Genomic DNA, 17,200 nt, shown 5'->3' on the forward strand with positions numbered 1-17,200 from the left:
GAACTGAAGCCATGACCGTGGCTAATTCTCTATAATCAATAGTTATGCATGGCATTTTAGCTAAGTATCATGCACCTATTGTTAGATAAAAAAGTATCTCTTAATTTTAGGTATCGATTTGTCCAATTAGCTTTGACGTTATACAGTGCCTGTAATGGAACTGTATTTCACACCTTTTGATTGTAAGAGATACCATAGAGCAAAGACTTGCTGTAGAATAGATTCTTCAGAATTTCCTTGATACCCAATGAATGAGTTTATTAATCCGGTTTTAAGAGCATCTTGCAAGATGTTATCAATTTTTGGGTGATCTTCATTTACATATGCACCAAACATCCATTTTAAATCGGTATAAGTTCCATCTTCATTGATTATACCATAGATACATTCGTTTACAGAACGATAATTGAGCCTTAAATTTTTGTGATCGATTTCTGTGTTATTATAGAAGCAAGCAAAAGTTAAATCTACATTACCTGGACTGTTCATGTTTTTCAAACTTTCATAATCCCAATTAATCATTGGTGAAAATGTAGTATCGTTAGAAGCAATTAATGATTCTTGGAAAAATGTTCTTTTATTGACTGTAGATTGCTCAAGTACAACTTTTAATTTGCAATCACTTTCTTGAGGATCAAAAGTGTAACTAATTAAACCAAAACTCTGGTTTATTTTGGCAGAATAGTTCGATAATCCTAAAATCAAAGAAGGGTATATTGTGTTCTCGAAGGAATAATCAAATTCAACATTAAAATTAAGTTCTTTGTTAGTCTTTGTTGGTGTTGTAGCCATTGCGATAGGCGTGATTACTCCTAGTAAAATTATTATAACAGTTTTAAAAAGAAATTTTTTCATTGCATTGAGTTTGGGTATAATGTTTAGTGGCCTTAAATGGCTTAATGCTGATTTTTTGTGGAATTAGTTTAATTTTAATTCGTCCATGTAGTAGTTATAAGCGAGATCATCAACATCTTGTTTAATTTCTCTACTTTCATCATAGTTATTTTTGTTATCTGGATCTGTCAATTGGAACACTACTGTACCATCTTTATTATCCCAAATTTGATAGTTGTATTTTTTATTTGCTTTAAGAATGACATCGGATTTGAAAATGTGCGTACCGCTGTAAATTGGTTGGATATTAGATTTTCTATTGTGTGTAGGATCTAATGTAATATACAGCTGACTTTTATTATGGCCGGTATTCTGTAGAATAAGATCTTTTGAGAAGCTTTTAGGGAATTGTGATTTGAGTGTTGATTTTAATTTCGGGTGGGTATGATAATGTATGATTTGATGGTTTTGATTTCGTTCAATCCAAATTAATTTTAAATCATCTAACCTTTCTAGATATTCCCAAATGATAATTGAATCTATACTATAGAGTTTGACTTTATTAAAGATGTTATTTACGATATCCTTTTTCGTTTGGCATTGAGAGATAAGAATTAATAGACCCAATTGTTTATTGGATAGCATTGTCCACTTTTTTTGCTCAAAAGCATAATTCATCATTCTCTTAGCTTCATCCTTTGATATTTCTAAATTTTCAAATCTTTTTTGTCGCTCGCAAGTTTCGCATAAACAAGATCCCTTTTCCTGAAATATATCTAACTTTATCTCTCGCCTTGCCTTTATTATTCTTATTGAATTTCCACATATTGCGTGATTATCACAGTTGATTTTTAATTGGCTATTCTTTGAGACAATTTTGGGAATTTTAGGTCCATCGATATCATGAATTTTCCCTATTTGAGCAGGACTATATTGGTAATCGAATCGATTCTCACCTTGTAATTGCCAATACTTCTTACAGATTTCTATGATCTGCGTGTCCTCAGTAAAGAGTTGTAGTTTCCATGTATTTTGTGTCATTTTCTTGAAATTATTTATCATTAATACGGCAAATATAAAAAGAAATGCAGACTATAGTCTGTGGATATTGAAAAATCAGCCTGTTACTTTTGAAAATAGTATGATAACTGCTTTAAATTAAAATTGATTGCTTCTATTGATCGCAGTTACTTCTAAAAATGAAGGTAAACAGTGCACTATGCTTGAGAATATATTTGGTCTGATTTTAAAAGAAATAAGGTCTGAGAAGAATATTTCTCAAGAGAAGCTTGCCGAATTTAGTAATCTTGATAGAACATATATTTCTTTGCTTGAAAGAGGATTACGCCAACCCACATTAACAACAATTTTCAAATTATCTGCAGCTTTACAAATTACTCCACAAGAATTGATTCATAAGGTTTATGAATCATATCAGCATGCTAAAAAATAGTTCTCCAAAACTACCGACCAACAAAATATGTTGATCGGTTCATTGATGGTATTTAAAATTTTCTATGAAGCTTTATATATTTCTTCTACTTTATTCATTTCTGAACTAATGAGATCCTCGCTAGGTTTAGCATATAGCTCAGTCATTTTAACGGTTGTATGTGCCATCATTTTTGAAATAACTTTAATATTCAAATTGTTTCCTAAAGCTACAGTTGATGCAAAAGTGTGGCGAGCCGAGTGGGAGCTAAGATTCTTATTTATTTCGCATAGGTCGGCTATCTCCTTTAAATAAGCATTGTATTTTTGATTGCTTGGAATTGGTAAGAGTAGACCACTTAGTAGAACTTGAGGGGAATTTTCATACTTTTTTAGGATTTTAGCAGGGATGGTTGTGATAGGAACTTCAAATTCAATTTTTGTTTTTTGTCTTTCTTTTTTAATCCATAGTTTACCATCCTCACCTTGAACTAAATCTTCACTAGAGAGTGATCTCACATCAGCAAATGAAAGTCCTGTAAAGCAACAAAAAACATATGCATCTTTAATTTTTTCAAGTCTTTCAAATTTAGAAAGATCCTTCTGCATTAACTTATTTAATTCCTCGTTTGTTAAATAATCCCTATTTATTTTCTTATGCCTAAATGTAATATCCGCATATGGATCCTGATTTATCCAATTGTTTTTAATTGCAATTAGAATAATTTTCCTAAGGTTTTTAAGATGTTTAATTGTAGTGTTATGCGAGCAGTTTTTTGTTGTCTTAATGAATCTTTCCATATCAGTGATAAAAAGGTGATTAATTTCATTAAGAGGTATGTCATCTGTTTTGTATTGAACCTTTATAAACTCTTTTGTATAACGGTAGGTTGTTCTATACTTCTCTGCGGTTCCTTTAACACAATCAATACCGATTAGTTCTTCCATTTTATCATTGTGATCTTGAAATACCTTTAAAAGATTTTTTTTGTCTTTTCCTAAGAATATATTTTTCAAGTTGACAATGGTAAGCTTGTTTCTTATTTCTAAATCAGATCTAATTTCAAGTATTCTAGCTCTTACACAATCCATATAATGGTTATTGTCTTTTGCCTTTCTCGAGTTGCCTTTGCATTTTCCTTTTTGTTTGTCCCATAGTTTAGCATCTATAGTTCTTTTTAGAGAAATGTCCGTTCGATTTCCATTTAAGGTTATTCGAACAAAAATTGGAGATTCTCCATTTTTACGGTTTGAATTTCTTCTAATAAATAATAGGATAGAGAATGTTGATCGTTTCATACAACTAGTTTTAAAAATGATTAAAAAATGTGATTTCAAAACTAGCTTTAGAGTCTTAAAAAGAAAAATGCAAAACGGTGTAAATCAGCGAAAAAGAATCATAATAGGTGTTGTTTGTTGATGCCATATTAGGTACACCTATTAAAACACCATTTGAATTCCTTTTTATGCTTTTATTTGCAAGGTGTTAAAATGAAAAAACCTTGTAAACGTTAGGTTTACAAGGTTTTTCTATTTTTTGCTTTTTTATCAAGTGAACACGGAGGGAGTCGAACCCCCAACCTCCACAGCCGTAATGTGGTGCACTATCCAGTTATGCTACGCGTCCGTTTCCTTAAAAAGGCGGTGCAAATATAAGGAAAATTGTCTGTTTTATGCAAGCCTTTTCAATAAAAAATACGAAAAAAATGACTTTTTGTTTTACAATCAGCCACTTAATTTGTCATTTATTTCCGGATTTTTCTTTTCTCAAAAAATAAGGACATAAAAAAAGCTTCAACTCAATGTTGAAGCTTTTCCTGGTGAACACGGAGGGAGTCGAACGAAAAATATAAGTGACCATATTTATTGGTATTCCCGAAGATTTAATTTTTCTGTTCATTTGAGAGTACACCTTTCAAATTAAAACAGTTTTAAAAGAGAGAGTGTTAATCTTTAATTATTTCATAAAAATCAGGTGAGTAATAGTTCTCTCATGATTTTATATTGTAAACTAAAATAGGGAAACGAGAATTCTAAATTGAAATTATGATTTAATAGGCTGTAAATTTTCAACTAATGGTTGAATTTTAGGCATAATCAGATATCCTTAACCTAGTATGATTGCATATATTGATCCAGCAACAAGGAATGAACAAAAAAACTGTTGAGTTGGCATTATAAAATACTAATCCCAAAACGATAATTAAATCATACCTGCCAGCGCTAGCCATACGGCCAATTCCTACTATCGAGGCAGTAGCGTTTTTTGAGGAATACATCTAATGATAAGATGAATATATTAGCTGACCAAGATTGGTGTCCCGCTGCTCCCGATGCAATTTAAAAAATGACTATCCATTTCCTTTGAACTGTATCAGATTCATGTCCTAGCTCATCAATAATCATTTGAAGGCGAACAAAGTTTGTGACTGTTTCTGTTCGAATTTGCTTTTGTAGTTTTGTATCCTTAATAAACAAAAGCAAGAGGTCTCACAGGTTGAATTTTTTCACAATGTGAATGTGAAGCAATGAATAGGTTTCAAGAAGTATGGTTTTTCCTCAACCATATTTTACATGTTATAGTAGTCCCTTGTTCAAATCCCAATCAAACAATGAATCGCCACTTACATAATAGTACTTCCAGTATTATTTGCTAATTATGATTATTAATGATAAAAACTCTTGAACTTGTTTATTGTGCAAGCAAATTGTACCATCGGTGATGAACAAGCTTCTAAAAATGGAATTTCAAATGGAAAAAGAAAATGTAGTTCCCGAATTTTCCTCTTTTTATTGGTAATGATTTTTCTAGCATAAAATTGAGTTCTGCATGAGCAAGTCTCCATTGTTTTCCATTGTACTTTGATTTATGTTTCTTTACCTTTTTCAATTTATACCTCTCATTCATTAAAATGAGATTGGTGAGTTTTGGTCTGGTAGAATTTTAAAATGCAAGTACATGTAAAAAATGCAAAAGATCAATTTGTTATATTTACTGGACGTTTTTTGAAATCAACTTGAGCTTTCATCTCGATTTTATACATGGTTTTCATTTTCCTTTGGTAATCTGCTCTAGCAGTTCATTTTCAAAAAAGTAAAGTTTCTTAAAGTTTTTGTAACAGTGAATCATACGTTTCTGAACCATTGAGTAAGTGGTGGGTTTGGATTTGCCAATAATTATACAGGCTTTTTCAATACCTACAGAGATGTGTTTTGCTGGATTCCTGGGAGTTTGACTCTTTTCAATAAGAAGTTTCAGCTATTCTACTTCGCCTACCAAATGAGCAATGGTTTTGGGGAAATTGTCAAAAGAAATTTCTTCTTGTTTTCCAATCTTGAAATGTTTCCAGATATTCCATTCGAAATGCTAGAAGTCAAGATCTGATAAGCCATTAATTGTAATAGGTTTTATATTCTGCAATGAATTTTTCTCTGCATATAAAATCACATACTGACAAAGTAATTTAAGGTCTTCATCAGAGCAATAAGCAGCAAATTATTTTTGAGAGTATTCAATTGCAATGTTCTTTTGTTCTGAGAATTATTATTGTTCATTTTATACTGTTCAGCTATTTCTTTTTCATGTTGTTACAAAATATCTGAATTTCTATTGGATGGATTCATCAATCTCTTTTTTCGAAAAAAATCTACTTACTTTCATCTTTAACCTCATCTTCTAGGATAACTTATGACCAGAGCCACCAGTCATTTCGATTGCGAATTTTGATAATTTATCATTAAACTCTATTTGTGAGCCTAGTTTATGAAACGATGTGACTATGTCGTTCTGTAAATACTTTTTGCTCACAATATGCATTTCTACATTTTGAATTTTCAAACTAATAAAATGATGACTAAATTGAATTCAAATGTCGACATCTCTGTGATGGTTCTTTGGTATCGTTCATGAACGGAAAAACTGTATTTTTGACGCATAGGACATTGTGCACGCTTACCTATCAACGATGCAAATATTTACAAGTTTGGTTCATTAAATTCAATTTTTGAGATATTTAATTTTTGGTTGCCCATGAGGTGTTTAATATATAAATATGCTAAAATCAACTTAGTTTATCATGAGTAAAGATGCTTTTAATTTAGGATATTCAAATGTTTATATTGTCATTTATTAGGATACTTTAAAGTCCCCAAATTTGACCAAGAACCCAATTTTGAAACAGAGAGTGTTTTAAATGATGAAACAGTTATTGACCTGAATACTGTGAATGAGATATCAATACATAATTGCAAAGTACTAAAGGAACAAAGCAGTTTTAAAATCTAATAGATTTAAAGATGTTGAGATGATGAATAATTTGTTGCGATAAGCAAGAGTATATAAGGAATGAAGATATAGAATATTACTATAAATTTAGGAACTCTAAAAATCTTCCCTAATAAGCTATAGCAGCTAAGGAAAGTTTTTTAGTTTAATTTATTTTAGACTTATTTCCAGTGTAACTATGGATAGACTATGGTAGAAAAGGTAACGTTATGATCTATTGTGTTATGGCAATGGGTATTGGTCTTCTTTCCCCCTTTTATTGATAATGTTTACCCTTGTTATTTGACAAACAAGCCCACTTTTTCTGAAAGATTTTACATTATATCTTAGACTTGAAAGATGTAATCTTGAATTTGTAAAAAATGAGCCATATAGTCAGTGTCAATAAATTTAATATGTAATGTGAGATGAAGCCAATGGAAAGTCAAATAGAAGAAAAAATAAGGAAAACAAAGCAATTAAAAATGTTTTTATATGGGCTGTTGCTTTTATTTGTAATTGCGGTGATGTTAATATTTATTTAAATTAATTATTATCATAACTTAATCATGTGGTAAAGAATATACTTACCCAAGTTAATAACTGTATATCATTAATAAGTTTGAATAATTAAATCAATACAAAATGAAGAAATTCTTATTCACAACACTAGCATTATTCATATCTTTTTTTTGTATAGCAAAGAAAATAGAATATGCAATTAAGGAAAACATACCTTATTATAGCAAGTCGCAAATTAATTCTGATGACTATATAAAAGAAAGATGTTTATTAGATGTTTATTATCCAAAGAACAATGAGAAATTTAGCACAATCGTTTGGTTTCATGGAGGCGGATTAACATCGGGGAAGAAGTTTGTGCCTGAGGCATTAAAGGAAAAAGGAGTTGCCATTGTGGCTGTTAATTACCGATTGTTCCCTAAAATTAAAGCCCCAAAGTATATCGAAGACGCAGCCGCAGCTGTTGCCTGGACGTTCAATCATATTGAAAGTTTTGGAGGAGATTCCTCATTGATTTTTATATCTGGACATTCTGCAGGAGGATATTTAACCAGTATGGTTGGGATGGATAAAAGGTGGTTAGGTGAGCACAAGATTGATGCAAATAGAATAGCCGGATTAATCCCTTTTAGTGGCCATACAATTACTCATTTTACAGTAAGGAAAGAAAGAGGTATCAGTGGAAAACAACCAATTCTTGATGATATGGCACCGCTTTATCATGTAAGAGCCGATGCACCACCTTTATTATTAATTACTGGGGATCGTGAATTAGAGATGTTAGGTCGATATGAAGAAAATGCTTACATGATGCGAATGATGAAAGTTGTAGGTCATAAAGAAACTAGGATTTATGAACTTGATGGTTTCAATCATGGTGGTATGGCGGAGCCGTCATACCCTCTATTAATTAAAGAGGTTAGGAGATTAAAAAAGAAGTATCTAGCACAAAAAAATAAGTAAGATTAAAACATACATAAAATAATATTAGTAATGCAAAAATTATTCATTCAATTATCAGTAATCCTGATGTTGATTTTGGGAGCTTGTACGCCAAATTCAGGAGAACAGAATGTTAAACAAGATCAAGAAATAGAAACCTTGTTGTCGAAAATGACTATTCAGGAAAAGGCAGGGCAATTAAACCTTATTTCTATCAGAAACGAACCTAACGAGAAGCAACTACAAATGATTCGCGAAGGAAAAGTAGGCAGTATTATAAAAGCCAATGGAGCCTCTCATACTCTAAAAATCCAAAAGGTAGCTGTTGAAGAATCTAATCTTGGTATTCCTATTCTTTTTCAGGAGGATGTCATTCACGGTTATAAAACCATAGCGCCGGTTCCCCTGGCCGAAGCGGCCAGCTGGGATCTGGAAGCCATACAGCAATCTGCAGCTGTTGCTGCACGTGAGGCTGCTGCATCGGGCATACACCTGACTTATGCCCCAATGGTTGATGTTTGTCGCGACCCTCGCTGGGGACGTATTATTGAAGCTGCGGGCGAAGATGCCTATTTAGGCAGTCTGGTTGCTGCTGCTAGGGTGAAAGGCTTTCAGGAAACCAATCAAAATCCTTATCAAAATATTTTAGCATGTGTTAAACACTTTGCTGGTTATGGGGCTTCATTGGCAGGGCGTGATTATAATATTCAGGATTTTTCAGAACGCGAGTTACGTGAAATTCACTTACCTCCTTTTCAAGCAGCTATTGATGCTGGAGTTGCAAGTTTAATGTGCGCATATACGGCATATGATGGAGTTCCGTTAACGGCCAACCGTTTTTTATTGCACGATGTGCTTCGTCAGGAAATGGGTTTCAAAGGTCTGATTATGACAGACTGGGGTACCATTAAAAACCTGGTTAAAATTGGTGTTGCGGAAAATGATACCGTTGCCACACAGATGGCTATGAATACAGGAGTGGATATGGATATGGAGTCAAGATATTATGTAGATATCATTCCTTCTTTAGTAGCCGACGGTTTGATTTCAGAAGAACAGGTTGATGATGCCGTTCGTCAGGTATTAAAACTGAAGCAAAAACTTGGTTTGCTAGATAATCCTTATTTATATAACAATGTTGAGCGTGAAAAAAAGGAAATTTTATCAGCGGAAAACCTGAAAGTGACAAAAGATATCGCCATGAAGAGTATGGTCTTGCTTAAAAATGATAACAATTTACTTCCTTTAAAGAGTAACGGTAAGAGAATAGCTGTGATTGGACCGTTTGCAAAAGCCGATAAAGATATGATGGGATGGTGGTCTGGAAAAGGAGAAGCTAAGGATGTGACCACGATTTACGAAGGAATTGCCAATAAAATGAATAAAAGCCACAACCTGAAATATGCAAAAGGATGCGACATTGATAGCTTCAGGGTGGCAGGAGTAGAGAAGATTAGTGAGGCGGTGCGTGTTGCTAAGGCATCTGATGTAGTCGTTATTGTATTGGGTGAAGAATATTGGATGAGTGGAGAAGGTGGCGGGACCGCTTCGTTACGCTTGCCTGGCGCTCAACAGCAACTGTTGGATGCAGTGGCCAAAACCGGAAAACCCATAGTTACCTTGATGGCAACAGGTCGTCCTTACGTGTTAACGGATGTAGCTAAAAAGTCTGATGCCGTATTACAAACCTGGATGCCTGGTACCACTGCAGGTGATGCTGTTGCTGATGTTTTGTTTGGAGAGTTTAATCCTTGTGGAAAGCTTCCGGTAACTTTCCCTGTTCATGAAGGACAAGTACCTATTTTTTATAATTACCGAAAGACAAGTCATTCTTTTAATAGAGTGAATAGTAAGTATGCAAGATATACAACTACACATTTGGATACAGGTCATGATCCGCTTTATCCTTTCGGTTATGGACTCAGTTATACCTCTTATGACTACTCGGATATTCAGTTAAGTTCCGATGTGTTTGGCAAGGACGGAAACATCAAAGTAAGTATAAAAGTAACCAATACAGGGGAAGTTAAAGGAAAGGAAATTGTACAGCTATATATTCGCGATGAGGTGTGTTCTGTAACGCGTCCAGTTAAAGAATTAAAAGATTTTGCGATTCTCGATCTTGAGGCAGGTGAAAGTAAAGAAGCTGTTTTTACCATCACAGAAGACAAACTTAAATTTATCGATGCGGAACTAAATACAGCTATTGAAAAAGGAGAGTTCACCTTATTTGTCGGACCCAATTCATCAGACTGTAAGTCGACTACTTTCTTTTATCGTTAGTTAATTGATTTGACAAAAAACTATACATGCAGAAGACTTAGTTTCTGCATGTAATGTAATAGTAATAAATTAAAGTTTATTGGAATGAATAATAAAGTAGTATTAATTGGAATCTTATTGTTTTGGATATCAAACATAACGTGCATGTTTGCATCATCAGGGAAGACGAAAAAAAACAAAGACCTTCCAAATGTAATCATCATTTTTACAGATGACCAAGGTTATGGTGATATAGGTTGTTATGGAGCAACAGGATTTGAAACACCAAATCTGGATAGAATGGCAGGTGAGGGAATGAGGTTTACGAATTTTTACGCCGCCTAACCTGTTTGTAGCGCTTCACGTGCTGGTTTGTTAACAGGATGCTATCCGAACCGAATTGGTTTTTCAGGAGCCTTGTTTCCTTACCATAAAATAGGTCTTAATCCAAGTGAAATGACGATTGCAGAGATGTTTCAATCAAAAGGCTATTCAACAGCAGCATACGGAAAATGGCACTTGGGTCATAAAAAAGATTTTTTATCCTTGCAACATGGATTTCATGAATATTTCGCTACTACATATTCTAATGATATGTGGCCAATAAAAATAGATGGGACACAGTGGGAAAAAGGGGTTGGCAGAGGTAATTTTTCTCACCTTCCGTTAATTAGTCAAAATGAGAAGGTAGCTGAAATCAAAACTTTGGAAATGCAGGATAGTTTAACCACATTATTTACCAATAAGGCGGTTGACTTTATTGATAAAAATGCAAAGGATCCATTTTTTATCTACCTTGCACATCCCATGCCCCATATTCCACTTGGTGTATCTTCAAAATTCAGAAACAAGAGCGCACAGGGAATGTATGGTGATGTGATGATGGAAATAGATTGGTCTGTAGGTGAGATAATATAAGCATTAAAGAAAAACAGTATCGATAAAAATACCATTGTAATCTTTAACACGGACAATGGTCCATGGCTAAACTACGGTAACCATGCCGGTTCGGCAGGTGGGTTGCGGGAAGGGAAAACCACGAGTTGAGAAGGAGGGCAAAGAGTTCCTTTTATCATCAAATGGTCTGATCATATCCTTTCCGGAAAAGTATGCAACAAACTGGCATGTTCCATTGATATAATGCCTACGCTGGCATCTATAGTACATGCAGATTTACCCGACCATCATATTGATGGAATTAATATGATAGATTTATGGAGAGGTGATTTTAGTACAGAACCGAGAAAAGGACTGTATTATTATTACGGAAAAAATAACCTGAATGCAGTACGCAACGGAAACTGGAAGTTGGTGTTGCCACATATCTACAAATCGTATGAAACATTACCAAGAACAATGGTTATGGCGGGCCAAGAATCACAATGAATGTGGAATCGCCTGAGTTGTATAATATAATGCGCGACCCGGGTGAATGTTATAATGTAGCTGAATTGTATCCAGAAATTGTTCAGGAACTTCTAGAAGTGGCAACGGAGGCCAGGGAAGAGTTGGGTGATTTACACATGAACATGAAAACCGGAAAAGGAAATAGGGAAATAGGAAGGGTAAGTAAATAAGTGTTTAAAAGTCTAATTAAGAATGATATTAATGAGTATACTAATCCTACATCATCTCTTATTACCATTGAAAATAATTATTCTAGCCATGTTCATTATAAAATTATGTCTGCTTCAGGAAAAGTTGTATTAAATGGAATGATTAGAACTAAGAAAGATCAGCTTAATATGTCTGGTTTAGCTTTAGGTGTTTACTTTATAAAAATACAGAACCAGTTTTTTAAATAATTAGGGTAAATGAATAAATAATCAAAATTGGATTTAGACTAACAGGTTAAATAGTTAAAATTAAACACCGAGACCTATCATTTATCGATTATTTTGGGATTTTTCTGTTTATAGCTCTTAAGAAATGTATATTTGTAATCGAGTTTATATGTATATGTTTTAAAAGTCATTTATAAACAAATTAAATAAAAACGCATGAAAGGTGACCATTATTTAATACATCAATATAGAATTTATTTATTTACTATATTGTTGATAGTCAATTCTTTGCGTGTTCATTCTGAGGAGTATCAAATTAGTTATCTGTCTGTACAAGATGGTTTATCCCAGAATGAAGTCACTTCCATTATTCAGGATAAGTATGGATTTATGTGGTTTGGAACAAGGGGAGGTTTAAATCGATATGATGGTTATACATTTAAACATTTTAAACCAGATAAAAATAATGGCAAGAGTTTAAATTGTCCTAGTATAGAAAGACTCTATTTAGATAGAAAGGGTGACATTTGGATTGGTACTAAGTCGGGAGGTTACTCAATATATGATTGTAAAAAGGAACATTTTTATCACCTTCATAAAGAGCAAAGTGATAAGCTATCTCGCGTATTGTCATTTCATGAAGACGTTGAAGGAAACATGTGGATGGGAAGTTGGCAAAACGGAATGCATAAATGGAATGTTAACAAAGATTCTTTAATGCCCTATTTTGCCAGACGACGTGTTAACTCTATTGTTTCTTTAGGGGATAGTATTATGTTTTGGGGAGCACCATATGGTTTAAGATATTTGAGGGAAGATGGGAAAATTAAAGCTGTCTTGTTTAAGAATAAATATCATGAAGTCACCAAAATGTTGCTGGATGCTACCGGAGAAAACGTTTGGATTGTAGGGTGGGAATTACCATTGATAAGATATAATATAGCCAGTCAGACTTTTCAGGAATTTAACCTCCCGGATAATAAAGGTGTTAACAGAATCAACACATATTCATTATTGGAAGAAAAAGAAGGGAACCTTTGGGTAGGAACCTGGGGGAATGGTTTATATTATTTTGATGTAACAAATAAATTATTTACCAAAGTTGAAATAGAGCCCAAGGATGCGATAAGCTCCAACATTAGCTATGATGTTATTTTAGATATTTATCAGGATCAAACCAACGCTATATGGATCGGTACCAATGGGGGAGGAGTAGTCAGGTTGTCCAATAAAAGCAAATTTGAAACTGCTAGGTCGCTGAATTGGAATAATATAAAAGATCAACATGTGAGTGCAGTAATTGAAGACATTGATGGTGTGTTGTGGGTTGGAACAAAAGGTGGCGGATTGTTTTTTCAATCAAAGGATGTCGGTTTTAAAAAGGTAGGCTATTTACATAAAGAAACCCTAAAAAGTGTAGAGGGAGAGATTGTTAAGTGTCTTTTTCAGGATGAAGGAGGGAATTTGTGGGTGAGTATGGAGGACGGAATCTACGTTGTTACAGATGGTCCTAACGGTAACAGGGTTTTGGTTCATGCTGCTGATTTTTTCAATAGTCCCGATTTGCACAATGTTTTAAAAGCCCAGGATTTCAAAAATTATGATGATGAACTTTGGATCGCTACACAGCAAACAGGGCTCTTCGTGTTCGACAATAAACAAGGTAAATATCAGTTGGCAAAAAAAATTAGGCGTTCGGAAAGTAAAAGCAATATAGGAAGCATTAAAATCTCTTCACTATGTAAAGACCAAGTTGGACGTTTATGGGTGACCACATATAATGGTTTATATCTTTATCAACCTGTTGATTCTGTATTATTATCGTTGGATTTATTATTGACTGATGCTAAAAAAACGATGTGTAATATTATTCTTTGTAGCCACATTGATAAAAACAATAATTTGTGGTTTGGTACGCCTTGTAGTTTGAATAAAATTACAGAGGGTAGCGAAGGCTATTTGATGAAAGAATATACAAAAACAGACGGACTTTCAGATGATTACATAAATGCCATTCTTTCAGATGATTCAGGCAATGTTTGGGTAAGTACTAATGCAGGTCTCTCAAAGTTAAGTGTTAGTAACGGAGAAATTAGGAATTATAATGTTGCGGATGGGGTTGGAGGCTTGAATTTTTGTGAATCTTCGTGTTATAAAAATGAGGATGGATTAATGTATTTTGGAGCCCACTCTGATCTGACCATTTTTCATCCAGACAATATAAAAGATAATCAGTCGATCCCTCCACTTGTGATCACAGATTTTAAAGTAATGAATAAAGATGTTTCAGTATCAAGTGATGGGATTTTGCCTGTTCATATAAATGAGCTGAAATTGTTAACCTTATCGCATAAGGAGAAAGAGTTTTCCCTGGAATTTTCAGCATTAGACTTTAAAGCTCCTGAAAACAACCAATATGCTTATTGGCTGGAAGGCCGAGATGATAAAACAATTTATATAGGAAGAAGACGACATATTTCTTTCAGTAACCTTAGTCCGGGGGACTATATTTTGCATTTAAAAGGTGCCAATAGCAACGGTGTTTGGAGCGATACCGAACGCTTATTGAATATTAAAGTTTTGCCAGCGCCATGGAGAACAGTCTATGCGATTGCAATTTATATCCTTATTATTTTTGGTGTGGTTGTCTTAATTGTATCTGTAGGCAGAAAGCAGGTAAGGTTGGCTTATCAGGCACGTATGGAAAAAATACTCCGCGAAAAAGATAAAGAGGCGAATGAATACAAGTTGAGGTTTTATACCGATATATCACATGAACTTCGTACTCCATTAACGCTTATTTTAGCACCGGTAAAAGAATTGCTCAACAAAGACAAGAGTGTTTTGTCTCCTGATTACGTAGAGGATAAAATCAAGCTGATTTATCAAAACACGAGCCGATTATATAATTTGGTAAATCAATTGTTGGAGTTCAGAAAAGCAGAAGTTGGCAAACTAAAGTTGCAAGCTTCAGAAAATGAAATAGTTAGCTTTATAGATAGATTGACTGAGGCTTTTGAGGATTTGATTCATACGCAAAATGTGAATTTTGAGAAAGTATATAAAGCAAAAGATACCTCAGTGTATTTCGATGCAGAGTTTATGAGAGTGATAATTAATAATCTATTATCAAATGCTATTAAGTTTGCTGCTAATCCGGGGTATGTTAGGTTAATGCTTTCGCAAAATGATAAAGAGTTTATTATTAACATTACAAACGATGGTAAAGGAATTGACGAAATTGAACAGCGATATCTGTTTGAAAGATTTTATCGGGCTGTGGGAACACATAATATGGGTAGTTCAGGTATTGGTTTGGCCTTGGTTAAAAAATATGTGGACCTTCATAAAGGTGAAGTGAAGGTTGAACGTGCACCCGGTGGGTTAACTACTTTTACCGTCATTCTTAAAAAAGGCAGGCAGCATCTGTCAGAGGATGATATTAAACAGGTTGATCCAAATTATTTGCAGCAAAGCATTGCTCATTACACTTATCATAATGCTAATAAAAGATCTTTAAATACGGGTACAAAGGGGGCTAAAGTGCTTGTGGTTGAGGATAATGAAGAAGTGAGAAATTATGTAGGCGATCTTTTATCTGAGTTTTATGATATTGTGGAGGCAAAAGATGGAGCAGAAGGTTATAATAAGATAATCGAACATATGCCGAATCTAGTCGTTTCGGATGTTATGATGCCGCTTATGGATGGTTTCGAACTCTGTCATAGAATCAAAACCAATGATATCATCTCACATATTCCGGTTGTTTTGTTAACCGCCAAAGTAAACACTCAGGATCAGTTGTTCGGGGCTCGCAAAGGAGCCGATGTGTATTTAACAAAACCATTTGACCCATTATTGCTCATTGAAAAGGTAAAGTTGCTAATTGCCAGCAGGGAAAAACTAAGCTTAAAGTTCTCTAAAAAAGTACTTCTTGAGCCACATGATATTGAAATTAGCACTGAGGAAGGTGAGTTCCTAGATAAAGCGATAGTATTTATCGAAAAGCATATCGGTGATTTTAGCTTTGATCCTGACCTATTAGCCGATGAGATGGCCATGAGCGTGTCTACTTTATACAGAAAAACCAAACGACTTGCAAAAAAAACCCCGGGTGAATTTATTCGTGATATAAGAATAAAACATGCTGCCAAATTATTGGCCGAAACAGAATTAAGCGTTTCTGAGATAGCGGAAAGAGTAGGGTATCAAGATCTGAAAAATTTTAGGAGAATATTTAGAGCCACTTTTGAACTTAATCCTTTGCAATATAGAAAAGAGCAAAAAGCATAGTGCGAGGATTAAATGGTATATTCATTTACTCTGTAGATTAATCTTTATCACAATGTTGGCTTTTGGAAAAGAGACACTTAAGATTCTATAGCTTCTTTTCATATCTATATTGCCAAAATTTAATATGCTCTATTTTAATATGTGTTCCTATTAAATTACAATTTGTGTGCCTGTTGCACAACTATTGATAGCTTGTTCGTAAATCCAATAATAATAAGTTTAGTTAGCAATGATATAAGCTTAACTTGTAACAAAAATGTAAGGGAATAAGCTTTATCAAGAGAAGGTATTTTCCAGCTTTCAACTCTCGCAATAGAAACTGGCAAAAGAATCAGGATAAACGTCCGGGATCTACTAACAAAGGCGCTAAGTATATCAATAACAAAAACCATTAAAGTCGTACCGATCCCGATATCTGAATAAGTGTAAAACCCTGTAAGGTCAGAAAGCAGAATTTTCTATACAATATCAGTGTTGGTGCAGATAATCATGTGATAACAGATGTAAAAGCATACCTAGCCGACAAAAAAGACAATCAAAATTTGCAAGATGCCTCAAAGCGCTTAAAACACAGGTTGAAAAAACAAGCTATGTTGCGGTCAACTCGTTTGGCTGATGCTGGTTACGGTAGCTTAGAAGACTATGCTGTTCTTGAAAGAGAATCATTATCAGTTACATTACTCCACACAAAACTTAAAAGGCCGGTCCCGAAGGCTTTACATTCTGCAAGGAAGAAAAATACTGGCGGAGGAAAGTTACTTTTCGTAAACGAAGAATGGTAACCAAATTTTTGCAGTATAATTCTCTGACCAATAAAAGTGATTGTAAAATTGCTCTATCAAGAAAAAGAGTCTGGGCAAAAGCGATG

General features: G+C 34.0%; 9 protein-coding genes, 1 tRNA gene and 2 pseudogenes. 8 read left to right on the forward strand and 4 right to left on the reverse strand.

From position 1 onward, the window contains the following. Positions 1 to 138: 138 nt before the first annotated feature. Positions 139 to 855 carry a hypothetical protein gene (locus tag ELS83_RS18395; protein WP_171597009.1) on the reverse strand — a complete coding sequence of 239 codons (717 nt, stop codon included), beginning with the start codon at positions 853 to 855 and terminating at the stop codon, positions 139 to 141. 63 nt (positions 856 to 918) lie between these two features. Then, positions 919 to 1,875: a hypothetical protein gene (locus tag ELS83_RS18400; RefSeq protein ID WP_171597010.1), complete on the reverse strand. Its 957-nt coding sequence runs from the start codon at positions 1,873 to 1,875 to the stop codon at positions 919 to 921. Positions 1,876 to 2,053: 178 nt separating this feature from the next. Between ELS83_RS18400 and ELS83_RS18405 the strand changes: the two genes are divergently transcribed. After that, positions 2,054 to 2,287, forward strand: coding sequence for a helix-turn-helix domain-containing protein (locus tag ELS83_RS18405; protein WP_171597011.1), 234 nt, complete (start codon positions 2,054 to 2,056; stop codon positions 2,285 to 2,287). Positions 2,288 to 2,349: 62 nt separating this feature from the next. Here the strand turns inward: ELS83_RS18405 and ELS83_RS18410 are convergent, their stop codons facing one another. Together ELS83_RS18410 and ELS83_RS18415 are read right to left on the reverse strand one after the other, a co-directional pair. Beyond that, positions 2,350 to 3,564, reverse strand: coding sequence for a site-specific integrase (locus ELS83_RS18410; protein ID WP_171597012.1), 1,215 nt, complete (start codon positions 3,562 to 3,564; stop codon positions 2,350 to 2,352). Positions 3,565 to 3,818: 254 nt separating this feature from the next. Next, positions 3,819 to 3,892 (reverse strand) — tRNA-Arg (locus ELS83_RS18415). Positions 3,893 to 7,174: 3,282 nt separating this feature from the next. Here ELS83_RS18415 and ELS83_RS18420 point away from each other — a divergent pair. The 7 genes and pseudogenes from ELS83_RS18420 (at position 7,175) to ELS83_RS18440 (ending at position 16,332) form a co-directional block, all read left to right on the forward strand. Beyond that, positions 7,175 to 8,014, forward strand: coding sequence for an alpha/beta hydrolase (locus tag ELS83_RS18420; protein WP_171597013.1), 840 nt, complete (start codon positions 7,175 to 7,177; stop codon positions 8,012 to 8,014). A 30-nt stretch (positions 8,015 to 8,044) separates the two neighbouring features. Further along, positions 8,045 to 10,276, forward strand: a complete 2,232-nt coding sequence (gene bglX / locus ELS83_RS18425; protein WP_171597014.1) for a beta-glucosidase BglX — start codon at positions 8,045 to 8,047, stop codon at positions 10,274 to 10,276. Positions 10,277 to 10,420: 144 nt separating this feature from the next. After that, positions 10,421 to 11,173 (forward strand): annotated as a pseudogene (locus ELS83_RS22105) (sulfatase-like hydrolase/transferase). Between the two features lie 150 nt (positions 11,174 to 11,323). Next, positions 11,324 to 11,641 (forward strand): annotated as a pseudogene (locus ELS83_RS22730) (hypothetical protein); the annotation flags it as partial. Beyond that, positions 11,638 to 11,832: a hypothetical protein gene (locus ELS83_RS22110; RefSeq protein WP_216616694.1), complete on the forward strand. Its 195-nt coding sequence runs from the start codon at positions 11,638 to 11,640 to the stop codon at positions 11,830 to 11,832. The pseudogene ELS83_RS22730 and the gene ELS83_RS22110, both read left to right, overlap by 4 nt. Beyond that, the gene (locus ELS83_RS22735) at positions 11,833 to 12,060 is read left to right on the forward strand and encodes a T9SS type A sorting domain-containing protein (protein WP_171597015.1); all 228 of its coding nucleotides are present in this window, start codon (positions 11,833 to 11,835) and stop codon (positions 12,058 to 12,060) included. A 195-nt stretch (positions 12,061 to 12,255) separates the two neighbouring features. After that, positions 12,256 to 16,332, forward strand: a complete 4,077-nt coding sequence (locus tag ELS83_RS18440; RefSeq protein ID WP_171597016.1) for a hybrid sensor histidine kinase/response regulator transcription factor — start codon at positions 12,256 to 12,258, stop codon at positions 16,330 to 16,332. Positions 16,333 to 17,200 lie beyond the last annotated feature (868 nt).

It is taken from the genome of Marinifilum caeruleilacunae (assembly GCF_013141825.1).
Taxonomy (GTDB): Bacteria; Bacteroidota; Bacteroidia; order Bacteroidales; family Marinifilaceae; genus Marinifilum; species Marinifilum caeruleilacunae.